Annotated in this window: 11 protein-coding genes; 8 read left to right on the top strand and 3 right to left on the bottom strand. The window is 41.2% G+C overall.

Features of this window, described 5'->3' with window-relative positions; translation table 11 throughout:
• Window positions 1–14 precede the first annotated feature (14 nt).
• Both AB0756_RS29275 and AB0756_RS29270 read left to right on the top strand, forming a co-directional pair.
• Window positions 15–440 (top strand): response regulator, encoded by a 426-nt coding sequence (locus AB0756_RS29275; RefSeq protein WP_038076858.1) that lies wholly within the window; start codon window positions 15–17, stop codon window positions 438–440.
• Between the two features lie 155 nt (window positions 441–595).
• Window positions 596–2,839 (top strand): hybrid sensor histidine kinase/response regulator, encoded by a 2,244-nt coding sequence (locus AB0756_RS29270; protein WP_202048670.1) that lies wholly within the window; start codon window positions 596–598, stop codon window positions 2,837–2,839.
• A 45-nt stretch (window positions 2,840–2,884) separates the two neighbouring features.
• On the opposite strand, the gene AB0756_RS29265 is transcribed toward AB0756_RS29270, so the two are convergent.
• Window positions 2,885–3,403, bottom strand: a complete 519-nt coding sequence (locus AB0756_RS29265; protein ID WP_038076868.1) for a GNAT family N-acetyltransferase — start codon at window positions 3,401–3,403, stop codon at window positions 2,885–2,887.
• Between the two features lie 79 nt (window positions 3,404–3,482).
• Here AB0756_RS29265 and AB0756_RS29260 point away from each other — a divergent pair, with 79 nt between their 5' ends.
• From AB0756_RS29260 to AB0756_RS29250, 3 genes are all read left to right on the top strand, one after another.
• Complete coding sequence (locus tag AB0756_RS29260) at window positions 3,483–5,357, top strand: ABC transporter ATP-binding protein (protein ID WP_038076869.1); 1,875 nt, start codon at window positions 3,483–3,485, stop codon at window positions 5,355–5,357.
• Between the two features lie 134 nt (window positions 5,358–5,491).
• On the top strand, window positions 5,492–7,651 hold the full coding sequence (locus AB0756_RS29255; RefSeq protein WP_038076871.1) for a tetratricopeptide repeat protein: 2,160 nt from the start codon (window positions 5,492–5,494) through the stop codon (window positions 7,649–7,651).
• A gap of 231 nt (window positions 7,652–7,882) precedes the next feature.
• Window positions 7,883–11,098 (top strand): hybrid sensor histidine kinase/response regulator, encoded by a 3,216-nt coding sequence (locus tag AB0756_RS29250; RefSeq protein ID WP_038076873.1) that lies wholly within the window; start codon window positions 7,883–7,885, stop codon window positions 11,096–11,098.
• On the opposite strand, the gene AB0756_RS29245 is transcribed toward AB0756_RS29250, so the two are convergent.
• Window positions 11,099–12,073 (bottom strand): sucrase ferredoxin, encoded by a 975-nt coding sequence (locus AB0756_RS29245; protein WP_038076876.1) that lies wholly within the window; start codon window positions 12,071–12,073, stop codon window positions 11,099–11,101. It abuts the gene before it with no gap.
• 975 nt (window positions 12,074–13,048) lie between these two features.
• On the opposite strand from AB0756_RS29245, the gene AB0756_RS29240 reads away from it, so the two are divergent.
• The 3 genes from AB0756_RS29240 to AB0756_RS29230 all read left to right on the top strand — a co-directional run bounded on the left by AB0756_RS29240 (window position 13,049) and on the right by AB0756_RS29230 (window position 15,563).
• Complete coding sequence (locus AB0756_RS29240; RefSeq protein WP_038076881.1) at window positions 13,049–13,792, top strand: Mut7-C RNAse domain-containing protein; 744 nt, start codon at window positions 13,049–13,051, stop codon at window positions 13,790–13,792.
• 128 nt (window positions 13,793–13,920) lie between these two features.
• Window positions 13,921–14,883 carry an ROK family protein gene (locus AB0756_RS29235; RefSeq protein WP_038076883.1) on the top strand — a complete coding sequence of 321 codons (963 nt, stop codon included), beginning with the start codon at window positions 13,921–13,923 and terminating at the stop codon, window positions 14,881–14,883.
• Between the two features lie 53 nt (window positions 14,884–14,936).
• On the top strand, window positions 14,937–15,563 hold the full coding sequence (locus AB0756_RS29230) for a hypothetical protein (protein ID WP_038076886.1): 627 nt from the start codon (window positions 14,937–14,939) through the stop codon (window positions 15,561–15,563).
• A gap of 185 nt (window positions 15,564–15,748) precedes the next feature.
• Here AB0756_RS29230 and AB0756_RS29225 read toward each other — a convergent pair whose 3' ends face one another.
• Window positions 15,749–16,135, bottom strand: a complete 387-nt coding sequence (locus AB0756_RS29225) for a response regulator (RefSeq protein WP_038076889.1) — start codon at window positions 16,133–16,135, stop codon at window positions 15,749–15,751.
• Window positions 16,136–16,472: the final 337 nt, after the last annotated feature.

The raw sequence follows: 16,472 nt of genomic DNA, 5'->3' as shown, positions 1-16,472 counted from the left end.
GTATAGAAATAGTTATGCCTATTGAGGTTTTGCTTGTAGAAGACAATCCCGGCGATGTGCAATTGACCCAGATTGCTCTGGAAGATAGCAAAATCTCCGTGAACTTAAATGTAGCACGCGATGGCGTTGAAGCTATGGCATTTTTACGCAAAGAAGGTCAGTATAAAATAGTACCTACACCCGATATTATTTTACTCGATCTCAATTTGCCTAGAAAAGATGGGCGAGAAGTGCTAGCAGAAATAAAAGAAGATAGAATTCTTAGAAGAATTCCAGTGGTCGTTCTAACCACATCTGGTTCGGAAGAAGATGTACTTAGAGCCTACAATCTTTGTGCAAACTGTTACATTACCAAACCCGTTGACTTTGACCAATTCGTTAAAATCGTACATTCTATCGAAAGTTTCTGGTTTACTGTCGTCAAATTACCACAAGAGTGAGGAAGGGGGGAGTGGGGAAGTGGGAAAGTGGGGGAAAATAGGGATATAGGGACTAGCGATTGGGGATTGGGAAATTAATTACCATTTCCCCAATTACCTTTCCATTCCTTCTTGTATAAGCAGTTAAAAATGACTACTAACCACTAACCAACATAATGAAAGTTTTATTAGTTGAAGATAACCCTGGAGATGTTCGGCTGTTGCAGGAATTTTTATTAGAAGTTCCATCTGTTGAATTTGTGCTGAAACAGGTACAACAGTTAGATGAAGCACTCAAATCTCTGGAAGAAGAAAGTTTTGATGTCATTTTGCTAGACTTATTACTGCCAGATAGCCAGGGATTAGAAACATTTGTGAAAATCCACTGTCAAACTCCTGCGATTCCCGTGATTGTTTTGACAGGTTTTAATGATGAAAACCTGGCTATTAATGCAATGCAGCAAGGGGCCCAAGATTATTTGGTCAAGGGACAGGTGAATGGCGATTTACTGTTCCGTTCCATGCGCTATGCAATTGAACGTCAGCGCACGGAAGAAGCTTTAAGACAGAGTGAAGAACGATTTCGGGTTGCTTTGAAGAACTCTCCTATCTTTGTATTTAACCAAGACAAAGAACTGCGCTACACCTGGGTTTACAATCCAATTTTTGGGTTGACGGCTGAAGAAATTTTGGGCAAATGCGACTCAGATTTTATTTGGGGTGACGATGGCGAACGTCTTAAAGAAATGAAACTAGGTGTCATTGCTACAGGAATGGGAATCAGGGAAGAAGTTTCCATTGCAACAACCCAAGGAACTCGGTATTACGATCTGACTGTCGAACCATTGTATAATGAGTCCCATGAAATTGTAGGTATCACTTGTGCCTGCATTGACATTAACGAGCATAAATTGGCTGAAGAAAAGATTCGCCAACAAGCTGCTTTACTTGATGTGACAACTGATGCAATTTTTGTTAGAGATTTAGACAATCGTGTTTTATTCTGGAACAAAGGTGCGGAAAATTTGTATGGCTGGCTTTCTAAAGAAGCATGTGGAGAAGATGCTAGCAAGTTTTTGTACAATGAAACGCCACCAGAAGAGGAAGCCGCTTTTGCAAGCGTCACTCGTAAAGGCAAGTGGCAGGGTGAAATGACTAAATTGACGAAGAACAATAAGGAAATCCTTGTAGAGAGCCGTTGGACTTTAGTCTGCGATCGCTATGGCAAGCCCAATTCAATTCTTACTGTAGATACGGATATTTCAGAAAAGAAGCTTTTGGAATCTCAATTATTTCGTACTCAACGCTTGGAAAGTATTGGAACTTTAGCAAGCGGTATTGCTCACGACTTAAACAATATATTAACACCTATTCTAGCAGTCGCGCAACTATTACCCCTAAAGTACCCCGATATTTACGAGCAGGATATGCACCTGTTAGAAATCTTAGAAGATAGTGCCAAACGGGGTGCCGATTTAGTCAAACAAGTTTTGTCTTTTGCACGGGGTGTTGAAGGAAAGCGCATTACTTTACAGCTGAGACACTTAATTAAAGAAGTGATCGCTATTCTCAAAGAAACATTCCCCAAATCTGTAGAAGTCCGAACAGATATACAACAAGATTTATGGATGGTGTCTGGTGATAGTACGCAACTGCATCAGGTACTCATGAACCTTTGTGTTAACGCCCGCGATGCCATGCCCAACGGTGGTACTTTAAGTATCTCTGCCGAAAATTTGTTTGTCGATGAAAATTATGCTCGCATGCATCTAGAGGCAAAAACCGGACCTTACACAGTCATTACTGTTTCGGATACTGGGGTTGGTATTTCTTCTGAAATTATAGACAGAATTTTTGAACCATTTTTCACGACTAAGGAACAAGGCAAAGGCACTGGTTTGGGGCTATCGACGGTCATTGGTATTGTGAAAAGTCACGGTGGATTTGTGAATGTGTATAGTGAAGTTGGCTCTGGAACTCGCTTTAAGGTATACTTTCCTGCGGTTGAGGAAATAGAAACAGAGGTAGCACCGGAAGTTGAGGTATTAACAGGTCATGGAGAACTCATTTTAGTCGTAGACGATGAACCGTCGATTCAAGAAATTACCAAAGCATCTTTAGAAGCATACAACTATAAGATTTTGACAGCAAATGATGGTGTGGAAGCGATCGCCCTCTATGCCCAGTATAAGGATACAATCCGTGTCGTGTTGATGGATATGATGTTACCTTTACTGGATGGTTTAACGGCTATCCGTACCATTCAAAAAATCAACCCACACGTGAAAGTGATTGCTACAAGTGGGCTGATGTCTAGCAGCAAGCTAGCAGCTGCTACTGGTAATGGTGTTCAGAAATTTTTGCCCAAGCCTTATACTGTTAAAGAATTATTGTATGCTTTGCAGACAGTGCTTGGTTGAGTCAGAAACTCTACTCTCGCTCCGATGGCTCCGCCTTCTGTAAGACTACAGAGTATTATTTGCTTGCCACTCATCTCTGGTAATAGCGTAGTATACCACATCATGACCGTAGTAGCGAGTTGATTTTTGATACGTCATGCCGACTTTTTGGATAACCCTGACTGAGGCGGTGTTTTCAGGTTTTGCGATCGCTACAATTCGCTCTAGCTTTGCTTCCAAAAATCCATATTTCAAAGTTGCTTTTGACGCTTCTGTAGCAATTCCCCGATTCCAATAAGATTTATCAAAGACGTAGCCGAGCTCAACTTCAGAAGTATTGTCCAAAAAACCAAGCCCGCAACGACCGATAATTTTTCCACTTTCTCGCTCGACCACAGCCCACATCCCGAAGTTATGTTGCTGCCAATGTTGGATCTGCTTGGACAAGCTTGCTTGAGTTTGTTCCCTTGTTCTCATAGAGAGATATTTCATGACCTCAGCATCGCTATAAAGACGATACAAATCTTGAAAATCGTTTTGACTAAAGTGTCTGAGTCGCAATCGTGCTGTCTCAATCTCCGGCATGGTGTCAAGGTACTAATAGAAACACTACATTGGTAAGGCGCTATCTTTGTTATGTAAAAATTAATATAATCTTTGTATTATGAATAATTCTACAACTCTAACAAAATCTGATACAAAGTACCGTCGGCGTGAAAATGACTGGCGGTTATTTTTGCGTTTAGTACCGTATGCCCGCCGTCATGGAAAATTGCTAGCGCTGTCAATGCTGCTACTCGTACCCATAGCCCTCAGTAACGCCTTGCAACCCCTGCTGATCGGACAGGCTATATCTCTCATTCGCAATGAACCCAATACCTACGAGATTTTCAGAAATCGCCCGATGTTACAAGGGCTACAAACGATCGAAGTTGTACTACTGATAACAGTAGCTATCAGACTGATGTTAACTGGTTTTCAGGGTTATTTGGTACAGACCGTAGGGCAAAGAATCACAGCTGATATCCGAAAAGACTTATTCCATCATGTAACATCGTTAGCAGTGCGTTTTTTTGATAGAACGCCTGTAGGTAAAATTATCACCAGGCTTACCAGCGACGTGGAAGTGTTAGGAGACGTATTTGCGACTGGCGCAATTGGTATTGTGTCAGATTTGTTTTCCATGCTGATAGTGATTGGTTTTATGTTTTCTATCAACTGGCAACTTGCTTTGTTGTTATTGTTAATACTCGTACCAGTATCGGGAGTCATTATTTATTTTCAGCAGCAATATCGAAAAGCAAATTACAAAGCAAGAGAAGAAATTTCAGCACTGAATTCTCAACTACAAGAAAATATTATTGGTATCAACGTCGTACAACTGTTCCGGCGAGAAAAATTCAACGCGGAATTATTTCGAGCCACAAACAACCGTTACGTTCGTGAAGTTGATAAAACTATCTTTTTTGATTCTGCTGTTTCAGCAACATTAGAATGGGTTGCATTGATTGCCGTTGGGGTTGTTTTGTGGGTAGGAAGTTATTTACTCTTGCGGCAAAGCTTGACTTTCGGAATTTTATCTGCTTTTGTTTTGTATGCCGAACGGTTGTTCCAACCCTTACAACAATTTGCGGAAAAATTTACTGTCATTCAAGCGGGTTTTACTGCTGTTGAACGTGTTAGCGAAGTTTTAAATGAACCGATAGAAATTCGCGATCGCGCAAATCCCAGATTTTCTATTTTAGATTCAAGATTGGGGTACATTGACGAAATCACAGAACAAATTTCATCTTCCAATTTACAACCCAAACTTGGCGAAATCCGCTTTGAAAACGTTTGGTTTGCCTACAAAGATGATGAGTATGTCATCAAAGATTTAGACTTCACCATCAATCCCGGAGAAAAAATTGCATTGGTAGGTCCGACAGGTGCGGGAAAAAGTTCTATAATTCGGCTTTTGTGCCGTCTGTACGAACCCAGCCAAGGGCGTATATTTGTGGACGGTATAGATATTCGAGAAATCCCCCAAGCAGACTTGCGGCGTTACATGGCAGTCATTTTGCAAGACGGCTTTTTATTTGCCGGTGATGTCAAGAGCAACATTAGCTTGGGAGACATTTACAGTTTTGAGGAAATTCAGCAAGCAGCAGAGAAGACAAACGTAGCCTCTTTTATCGAGCAATTGCCTCAAGGATATGACACCCAACTGCGAGAACGAGGAACCAATCTTTCAAGCGGTCAAAAACAACTTCTAGCTTTTGCTCGTGCTGCTATTCGCAGTCCAGAGGTTTTGGTTTTAGACGAAGCCACTGCGAGTCTCGATGTAGTCACAGAAGCTTTAGTTCAGGAAGCTTTAGACAAGCTTTTGTCAGGACGTACCGCCATTATCATTGCTCACCGCCTGTCTACCATTCGCAATGTCGATCGGATTTTTGTACTTAAGCAAGGAGAACTCATAGAACAAGGAAGCCATGAAGAGTTATTGCGTCAAGGAGGAATGTACGCGACTCTTCATAATTTGCAAATGTTAGGAACTTGAGTTAGTTAATAGTTAGTGGTTGGTGGTTAGTGGTGAGCCGAGCGCTACAGGCGACAGGCGTATAGCCCTTACGGGTTAGTAGTCCATCGTTAACAACTAACAACTAACTACCAATCCTTTTTGGAGAAAAATCAATGTGGGTGTTTGCCGTCTTCATCTGTTTCTGTTGGATGGTGTCTTTGTGTTTGCATGAGTTTGGTCATGCAATAGTCGCCTATTGGGGTGGAGATACTTCAGTTAAGGAAAAGGGATATCTCACCCTTAATCCCCTTAAATATACCGATCCGGGTTTAAGCTTACTCATGCCACTCTTTTTCCTCCTTCTTGGTGGAATTGCTCTCCCTGGAGGTGCTGTTTACATTAACCACCATCGATTACGCAATCGTTGGTGGCTGAGCGCCGTGTCGGCGGCTGGTCCCATCGCTAATATGTTAGTTGTGCTGTTGCTATCGCTACCTTTTCTCTTGGGGTGGCAGACTCAATTACTACAGAATGGCAACAGGTCTGGGTTTTATCTTATGACCTGTTTGGCTTATGTTATTGTTCTGAATATCTATGTGGTTTTTATTAATTTATTACCTATTCCCTCTCTTGATGGTTATGGAATTATTGAGCCTTGGTTACCCCGTAACATTCAAGCCGAACTGAACAGAGTAGGCAAATATGGTATCTGGATTTTGATTGGATTGCTTTGGTTTGCCCGTCCGTTTAATAAATTTTTATGGGATATCACACATACAATTAGTCAATTGCTTGGTGTTTCGCCAGCTTTGGCATGGAGAGGAGGAGAAATATTTAGCCAATATTCTGTTTATATTGTCTTAGGATTAATTTTTATATTGTGGCTATTTCGAGACAAGAAAAAAGATTTTTATCGCAAAGGGAAACAGTTTATTTCTAACAATCGCTATCAAGAGGCGGTGGCTGCATTTGATAAATCTATTGCAAAGCAACCTAAGGACTTTGATTCTTGGTTTTTGCGTGGATATGCACTGTACTGCATGCAAAAATATGAAGAAGCCCTCGATTCCTATGATAAGGCAGCATCAATTCAACCTGACAATGCAAATGTTAGGTATTACCAAGGAATTGTTTTTCAGGATTTAGGAAAAGTAGAAGAATCTTTAGCCGTTTACACCGAAGCATTGCAACTCAAACCAGATTTTGCAGAAGTTTTATGTAATAGAGGTTATATTTTAACAGGTTTAAATAGCTTTGAAGAAGCACTGGCTGATTTTGATACAGCGCTCCAATATCAGAAAAATTATGCACCCGCTTGGGTAGGTAAAGGTGATGTATTAGTCAAATTGCATCGCTACGAACAAGCTGTTAGTGCTTATGACCAAGCCATGAAATTACAACCAAATTCTTCAACTTGGATGAGTAAAGTTAGAGTTTTAGAAAATAAATTGCAACAGTACGAACAGGTTCTAGCTGTCTACAATGAAAAAATTAAATACCAGCCAGAAGATGTTAATATTTGGTATCGTCGGGGCTTAATTTTAGAAAAATTACAACGGCAAGATGAGGCTTTGGCTTCATTTGAGCAAACGATAAATTGCTATAAAAGACTGCTAAAACGCCAGCCAAAAGACGCTAATACTTGGTATGAAAAAGGGTGTTTATTAGAAAAATTACAACGCGATCCTGAGGCACTCATTGCTTATGCTAAGGTGGTAGAAATTCAACCAGATTTTTATCAAGCTTGGTATAACCAAGGCATAATTTTGGAAAAATTACAGCGTTATGAAGAAGCGATCGCAGCTTATGAGAAGGTTTTGGAAATCAGACCAGATGATTGCAACTCTTGGTTTCAAAAGGGACGGGCGTTAGTATTAAACAACCAGTATGAAGAAGCTTTCGAGTCGTTCAACAAGGCAATTGCCATTTACGGAGAATTTTATAATTTTTGGTTTTGGCGCGGAGCTGTTCTTGAGAAATTGCAACAATATGAAGATGCACTTTTCGCTTATGACCAATCTATTGAACTCAAATCAGACTATCCCTACGCCTGGTCTGGCAAAGGTATAGCTTTAATGAATTTACAACGCTACGAGGAAGCTCATACAGCTTATGATAAAGCTCTTGAAATAAAATCAGATCTCGATTATGTTTGGTACAATAAAGCTTGTTGTTACTTGTTTGAGGGTAATATTCCTCTAGCGATTCAAAATTTACAAAAAGCAATTAGTCTTAATCCAGAAGAGATTCTCAACGAGGCTAAAACCGATCCAGTATTTGATACGGTTCGGGAACACCCGCTTTTCAAAAATTTACTACAGCAATCAATGTAATATTTGTAACATGGTAATAAGCCTGCGGTAACACGCAACGCGTTCCCAAGGACATACCCGGAAGGACGCTGATTTTTAGTGGCAATGCATGCCCTAAAGCACTACTAAGAGCCATATATTAAGTATATTTTTAAATAGATTGTGTTACAAAGATTATTTTTATATAATAAAAGTTTATATTGCTTATAATTTTTGTTTATAAATGCAGCCAGTGTAAGGACTAAAAGTTATATGTTAGAAGTTCAACGATCTCTGATGTGGCGCTATAAAGTTTCTATTTTCTCAGTTCTACTAGCGCTCCTACCGGGATTGTTGCTACGCTCGCTAAATGTAGACGTAGATATTTCACTCCTTTTTTGTGTAGCTGTTGTCTTCAGTAGCTGGTACTCGGGTTTAACTTCCGGTCTATTTGCTATCGTTCTATCATTAATTGCTATCTACTTTTTTGTATCACCTATCAACTTACTGGGAACCAGTCATATTTCCAACATACCAAATCTATTGGTATTTTGCGGGGTGGCACTATCGATTAACTGGTTAATTTCAAAACGCAAACAAGAGAACGCTTCGGTCCTGGATTTAACAAAGAGACAACAGGTAGATAAAGTTCTAGCACAAGAACAAGCAAATCACGAACTCGAACGCCAACGTCTTCGTGCGGTACTCGATATTTTACCTGTTGGTGTGTTTATTTCAGATTCTAAAGGACAGCTTCTAGAAAATAATTCAGCCGCAAGAGCTATTTGGGGTGATAGCGCTCCACTCGTAGAAGAGGTCGATCAGTACCAAAATTACAAGGGTTGGTGGGCAAATACGGGAAAACCCCTTGCTGCTCAAGATTGGGCATTAGCTCGTACCCTAGCTACGGGTGAGGCGGTGATTGCTGAAGAGGTTGATATTGAAACCTTTGACGGGCAGAGAAAAACTATCCTTAATTCTTCGGTAGCAATTCGAGATAAGACAGGAACTATTGTTAATGCTGTAGCAGTGAATGTAGACATTACCGATCGCAAACAAGTAGAAGCAACCCTACGCAAGAGTGAAGCGATCGCAAAAGCACGAGCCGAAGAACTTGAAATATTTATGGAAACGGTTCCGGCTGCAGTCTGGATTGCTCGCGATCCTCACTGTCATCACATGACAGCTAACCGAGCCGCGTATGAATTAATGAGAGTCCCACCGGGCTCTGTGATGACAGCGACTCCTCCTGATGGCAAATATACTTTTCCATGTAAAATTCAGAAAAATGGTCAAGACATTCCACTGAATGAGTTAGCCATGCAGCAAGCCTGTCGCAGGGGACAGGCTGTTGAGGCAGAATTTGAATTTATCTTTGATGAAAATGATATACGCTACATTTACGGAAAAGCTGTACCATTGCGAAATGATTCTGGTGCAGTGCGAGGATCGATCGGGGCATTTTTAGACGTAACAGATCGCAAGCAAGCAGAGGCTGAACGCCAGCAGTTAATGTCTTTGTTGCATCAGAAACAAGAATGGCTGGATTTGGCGCATGCAGCCGCTAAATTAGGTTGTTTTGACTGGAATTTGCAAACCAATGTCAATATTTGGTCAAAGGAATTAGAAGCTATATACGGTTTGCAGCCGGGAGAGTTTGGTGGTACCTACGAAGATTGGGCAAAATGGGTTCATCCAGATGATTTAGCTAAAGCAGTTGCAAAATTAGATCGATGCTGGAGCGCACGCACAAGCGAATTTTTTACTGACTTCCGCATTGTTAAGGGGGATGGAAGTCTTAGCTGGCTGCAGGTACGAGCCAGAATTTTCTACGATGATGCAGGTCAACCCTGGCGGATGGTAGGAGTTAATATCGACATTAGCGATCGCATACAAGCTGAAGAAGCATTGAGACGCAGCGAATTAATGTTCCGCACCCTAGCAGATACAATGCCGCAATTGTTCTGGATTACGCAACCCAATGGTTATCACGAGTACTTCAATCAACGCTGGGTGGAATATTCGGGAACAACATTAGAACAAGCACAAGGGAATGGATGGCAACACATTGTACACCCAGACGATGTAGAACGTACCAAGGACATTTGGCAAAGCAGTCTCCGTAGTGGAAAACACTATGATATTGAGTATCGTTTGCGACGGGCTTTAGATGGAGAGTACCGATGGCATCTAGGGCGGGCATTTCCACTGCGCGAGCAAGACGGTAGCATCGTGAAATGGTTTGGCTCCTGTACTGATATTCACGATCGCAAATTAGCAATAGAAGAACGCGCACAGGCTTTGGAAAGAGAACGGGCTGCTCGCATAGAACTCGAAAAAGCCAATCACATGAAGGATGATTTTTTAGCGATTGTCTCTCACGAGTTGCGCTCGCCACTCAACCCCATACTGGGTTGGGCAAAACTACTGAGGATGGGTAATTTGGATTCAAAAAAAACCACCCAAGCTTTAGAAATTATCGAACGCAATGCCAAATTACAAGCAAGGCTAATAGATGATTTGTTGGATGTTTCGCGGATTTTGCGCGGTAAACTCAGTTTGAGTCTCAGCCCGGTTGACTTAGTAGCTGCAATCAACGCAGCCTTAGAAACGGTACGTCTGTCAGCAGAAGCTAAATCAATAAAGCTGCTTTTGCAGCTTTCTTCCGACGCTCTCAAAGTCGAAGGAGATTGCAACCGCTTGCAGCAAGTTGTTTGGAACTTACTGACAAATGCAGTGAAATTCACTCCTGAAGGTGGACAAATCAAAATTTCCTTAGAGAAAGTTGGTTCTCAAGCCCAGATTCAAGTGAGCGATACAGGACAAGGAATTAGCCCGGACTTTTTACCTCACGTCTTCGATCGATTTCGACAAGCAGATAACGCGACGACTAGAAAATTTGGCGGATTGGGGTTGGGGTTAGCCATTGTGCGTCACCTCGTTGAACTGCATGGCGGAACTGTCAGAGTAGAGAGTCTTGGAGAAGGTATGGGAGCTACCTTTACAGTTTTGCTTCCTTTAATACCGACTGTCTCCCAAACAAGTACAAGCGATCGCAAACTTGTCTCTAGTTGTTCTCCAAATCTTAACGGCTTGCGGATCGTGGTTGTAGACGATGATATAGATTCTCTTGAATTGCTCGTTTTTATCCTCAAGCAGTATGGGGCTGAAGTGACGTCCGTCAACTCAGCAAGTGAAGCGCTAAAAGCAATTGCTCGGGTAAAACCCAATTTGTTATTTAGTGATATCGCTATGCCTGAGATGGATGGTTATCAACTCATCCAGAAAGTTAGAGAGATGGAGGTATTCCAAGAAGAGAAATTACCTGCGATCGCTCTAACTGCTTTTGCTGGGGAGGCGAATCATCAAAAGATCATCTCAGCTGGCTTCCAACAACACCTGACAAAACCTGTAGATCCAGCTGAATTGGCGAGCGCAATCGCCAAGTTTATGGTCACTCCCGTACAACCACTAACAACTAGCCACTAACTACTTACTACAAGTTGCAAGCTTAGTAGAAGCAAGCCAAAGACTATCAACTGTATAGTTGACAACCATTGATTCTTGTGTAGAGCTACAAGAAGCTTTAATTTTCAAAGCTTTGGCTTCATCTTTTACAAGCTTAGCTTGGTAACAGTACACAGAGCTATCTGGTTTTTCAAAAGTTATTTCACCCAGCACCATTTTTTCTTCTAAATTTTGCTGGATAATTTTACCTGTCACGTTGTAATCGAACCAATCCCATCCGTGGCGCAAGATCAGCTCTCTCTCTAAAACCTGAATTGCGTTTGGTAGAATTCCCCAGCCTCGGTAGACTTTTGTCAAGAAATCAATATCACCACTACGTGTCAAAATTGACTTAAATGATTCTTGGTCTAAACCACCATAGTATCTACCTGTTGGGAAATCTATAGCTGTTGGCGCAAACCGATGTCCTCCTATGTGGCTGGATTTCCAAACCCGAACGTTGTCCAACCCCAAACTCGAAACCGAGGTTGTTGCATGGAAGTAAAAGGGATTTCCATACCGAGCACAACAGCGATCGCGACTCCCATGGGTACAGATGAGTATATCTCTGGTTGTACTTGTTTCTACTTCACTGTCACTCCCACCACGCAACCACTTTTTGACAACAGTAGCAACTTGTTCGATATTTCTCAAGCAAAATTCTTGCTTGTGATATCCATTGCTCAGTCCCTCCTTTTTTTGATAAATCAACAGAGTTGTTTGTTCTACTTTATGGGATGAGTTATTGCTAATTAAAAGAAACGAGATGGGGAGTTTCTCTTGTTTTATTTCCTTCACCAACATTTGTAAATTCTCAGGAACCCATCGGGAATGTATTGCTTCTGGCGACCAAGGAGGAGGACATTCAACCAATATGTAAGTTTGGTAATTGCTAGCACTACCAATAATATCTTCTCCCGCTTCTCGTGAATTGTCAGAACAAAAGAAAGTATTCATCTACCTTTACTAGTTAATGTGTTTTGACGAACAAAAGGATATTACAAACAGAGATGGTCATCTTTAGCTACAGTCTCCCCTCTAAGCGCGAACGCATGCTATAAAAATGCACTTTCCATGCTAATTTTTCTTACCTTAGTGAGATTAGTACTGGCTTTTAAATTTGGGGTTTTTAGGATTTTTTCAGATGCAATTGGAAGATTTTAAACAGAGAAATTATAAAAACTACTCTTACTCTTCCTAAAAAACAAGTTGTCAATTCTCAAAAATAGTTTTTTTGTACAATTTCCTTTAAGAAATCGTTTGCGAAAAAATGATTTTAGTTTGTCTGTTAATAGGTACATATTGCAAAAAATTCTCAATTGTGTCTCAAAAAAAAGAAAGATGCCAATCCTAAACTTTGAGCGTTAATTGGCTGCTTGCCCAGCTAACACTCCTGTTTTCTATGCTTAATACTAAATATTAGCAACTACTGACCGTTAATGTCACTTTCTTCAGCATTAGCATTTCAGACCTTAAGAGGTACTTCTACTCAGCGGTTTCAGGATAATTGACTTAATTTTAACGCGAACTCTTCTGCCTTTCTAATGCTTTTAGACAGACATTGCAATATCCTGAGACACACTTTGTCTCAGACACTCTCAGTCACTTTTCCACACTATCTAAACTGTCTGAAAACTACGTCAACAGCCAGATAAGTGCTCATGGTACGACTCTAACTGAAGTCAATAACAAAAGCAAGTATTTGCTAATTTTTCTAATCTTTACTTAAGTTTTAAATGAAATTATACAAGTTAAGCTAATGTGAACCGGCATTAACTAGCTGAAAAGCCCTCTCAAAGAGAGTTTTGTCATCCGGATATAATATATGAATTATTCTCGATTCGTAGAAAAAAGGTGTTAATACTCCCCGTGAGTGGCTGGTGCTTTAAGTTGGTAACTCAGTAACTTTAAAATAATGAGTTGAAATTGCTTATGGCTGTAGCTTCTTTCCGCTTTTATGCAGAGTTAAACGATTTCTTGTCTACCCAGAAAAGAGAAGTTATTATAGAACATTACTTTACCGAACGAGCTTCGATAAAAGATACGATCGAAGCCTTAGGCGTTCCCCATCCAGAAGTTGATTGTATTGAGGTAAACGGTAACTATGTAGATTTTTCCTACATTGTTCGAGATAGAGATAAAATCAACATTTATCCAATTTCTGCTAAAGTTGCACAAAGCGCAAACATTTCAACAAGACCTCGACTCCCAAGTGTGATTCGGTTTGTTTTAGATATTCATTTAGGCAAATTGGCAACATCTTTACGCTTATTGGGTTTTGATACTTTGTACCGCAATGATTACGCAGATGAAGAATTAGCTCGTATCTCTAGCACCGAAGAACGAATTTTGTTAACTCGCGACCGTGGTTTGTTAATGAGAAGCATTGTAGTACATGGATATTACGTGAGAAACACCGATCCACAACTGCAAATTGTGGAAGTCATGCAACGCTTTAACTTGTATCAATTAGCATCCCCCTTTCAAAGATGTTTGCGCTGTAATGGGTTGCTTGAATCTGTACCCAAGGAAGCGATCGCAGAGCAATTACCAGAAAGCGTTCGTTTGCACGTTAACGAATTTTATCGCTGTCAAAACTGCAAACAGGTGTACTGGAAAGGGTCGCATTATGAAAAGTTGCAACAGTTTATTGATTTGCTAATGGTTAATGGCTAATAGCTAATGGCTGATGGCTAATGGCTGGTAGTTAATGGTTAATGGCTAGTGGCTGATGGCTGGTGGCTGATGGTTAATGGTAGATTAGCAATTAGCAATTAGCAATTAGCAATTAGCAATTAGCATTCATGACATTAATCTTAGCCCTTGATTTTGGTGGTACAAAGCTAGCAGCCGCAACTGTTAACGCTGGTTCGAGAGAATGGTTGGGTTACGAACGCTGTCTGTCACCTACAAATGCAAATGCTGATACGGATTTGGAGATCATGCGATCGCTCATTGCTTTGGTGCTACAAGGGAAAAAACCGGATGCGATCGGTGTTAGCTTTGGCGGACCTGTGGATGCAACAACTGGGACAGTGCGGCTGTCTCACCATGTCCCTGGGTGGGAGAATATACCTTTGCAGAAGTTGTTAGAGGAAGAATTTGGTGTTCGGTGCAGTGTAGATAATGATGCTAATGTTGCAGCTTTGGGAGAGCAATGCTTTGGCGCGGGTCAGGGGTGCGATAGTTTGTTTTATATGACTGTCAGTACTGGTGTGGGGGGCGGTTGGATAATTCATGGTTTACCCTGGCGGGGTGCGGAAGGGATGGCGGGTGAAATCGGACACGTGGTTGTCGATCCGTCGGGACCGCTTTGTTTGTGTGGGAAGCGGGGGTGTGTGGAAAGGTTGGCGTCGGGACCTTATATGGCAAAGGATGCAAGGGAGGCTTTATTGAATGAACCACACAGACGCGGAGGACGCAGAGGTGAGATTTTGAGGGAGTTGGTGGGAGATAATTTGGAGTTGATTACGGGGAAGGTAGTCAGTGAAGCAGCAGCGGGTGGGGATGAATTGGCTGTTGAGCTTTTGTACAGGGCGAGTTGGGCTTTGGGTGTAGGGATCGGGAATGTGGCTAATTTGATGAATCCGCAGCGATTTGTATTGGGTGGTGGTGTGACGAAAGCAGGGGAAAATTTTTGGGCTGCGTTAAAGAAGGTAGCGCGGGAGACTGCTTTACCAGAGGTACATTTTGAAATTGTTCCGGCTGTGCTTGGTGATGATGCGCCTTTGTGGGGGGCGGTGGCGCTTGCTAAAGTGGTGTTGTAGATTCAGTAGATACCCCAGATGTCTGAGAAGAATTATTTGAAGTAAAAACTTTTATGACTACCGATTTAACATCAAAAGTCTCTCCTGATTTTCTAACTGTGCTTTCTCAAGCAGTTGCTTTCTATCAAGGACAAACAAACCAACGTCCTTCTCCTGCATCCGTCGTCGATGCACTGCTGCAAGCAGAAAAAGCTGCCAAACAACAAAAACTGAATTATGCGTTTGAACCGCTTTTAGGCAAATGGCGGCTGTGTTTTACCACTGGAACTAAGAAATTGAGAAAGCGAGGGGGAATTGTGTTGGGTAAAGGCTTTTATATGCCTAAGTTAACTCCCGCTCATATTTCCTTTTGTACGGCTTCTCCAGAAGATAGCAATTTAGGCAAAGGAGCAATTACTAATTCCGTTCAATTGAGCCCAATCTTCCTAAAATTTGAGGGACTGGTGCAGTACTTAGGAAAAAAGAACTTGCTGGCATTTGATTTCACTCGCATACAACTGCAACTTTTTGGTCGAACCATTTACAGTGGAAATGTCAGAGGTGGTAAAGTTCAAGCTGAAAATTTTTACAACCAATCTATTGCTAAATTGCCCTTTTTTGCTTTCTTCTTAGTTACAGAAAACTTCATTGCAGCCCGTGGTCGTGGAGGTGGTTTGGCACTTTGGTTCAGAGAAAATTAAATATTTCCTGTTTCCTTTGCCTTGTGGTTCAAGGAAAAAACCAGATTCTGGAGATCTCGCAAGAAACTGATAGAAGCGAGAAGAGGATTAGCACGGTGTTATGAGTGTTATTAACATATAACTCATTCTACAAAAAATGACATCGTCCGAATGAATTAAGGCTGGCAAGCCGTTCTTTCAGAATTTTATGGTCTGCGGTCTAAAATGGCTTGCACTTGTGCGATGATTGCATCAACATCAATAGGCTTCTGTATCAATCCATCAACTCTGACATCGGAATTATCCTGAATATCGTTTTTGTCAACACCAGTGACTAGCAAAATAGGAAGAGAATTTAATTTATCCAATTTCCTGATGCGTCGAACAACTTCATAGCCGTCCATGTCTGGCATCATCACATCTAGTATCAGTAGGTCTGGCGGCTCGTCATCAGTTTCGATTTGAGCAAGTACAGCCAGACCAGAATCGGCAATCTCAACATAACAGTTTTCTGCCTCTAAAATCGTTTTGAGAAGCAGACAGTTGTCGGCAATATCATCGCAAATTAGTATACGCTTAATAGCAGCGGTCATTGGTTTTCTTAGGGGATTAATAGCTGATAACATTAGATTTACTCAAAAAAATCGCATTTTTTCAATCAAACTTTTTGTAGAAAATTACCAAGTGATAAAATTTCTCTAGCGTATGATGTACTGCCTTCAGGGTTTGAACCTTAGACACTAGCATAAGTGCGATAGATCTGTTAAGCGCGAGCATCAAACTCAGCTATCCCTACCCGTGTAGCGCAGCTTTTAGGTACGGGCAAGCATTTGCAATATTAGAATTAATTTTAGACTCACTTAGTTTTAAATTATCTGTCAATTTTTCAAGCTCCAACTCCTTTTTAGGGTTCCTTAGAAATTCATCTAT

The organism is Tolypothrix campylonemoides VB511288_2, from assembly GCF_045999855.1.
Taxonomy (GTDB): Bacteria; Cyanobacteriota; Cyanobacteriia; order Cyanobacteriales; family Nostocaceae; genus Scytonema; species Scytonema bouteillei_A.
Note: the sequence above shows the minus strand (reverse complement) of the source record. Positions and strands in the feature narration are given on the sequence as shown.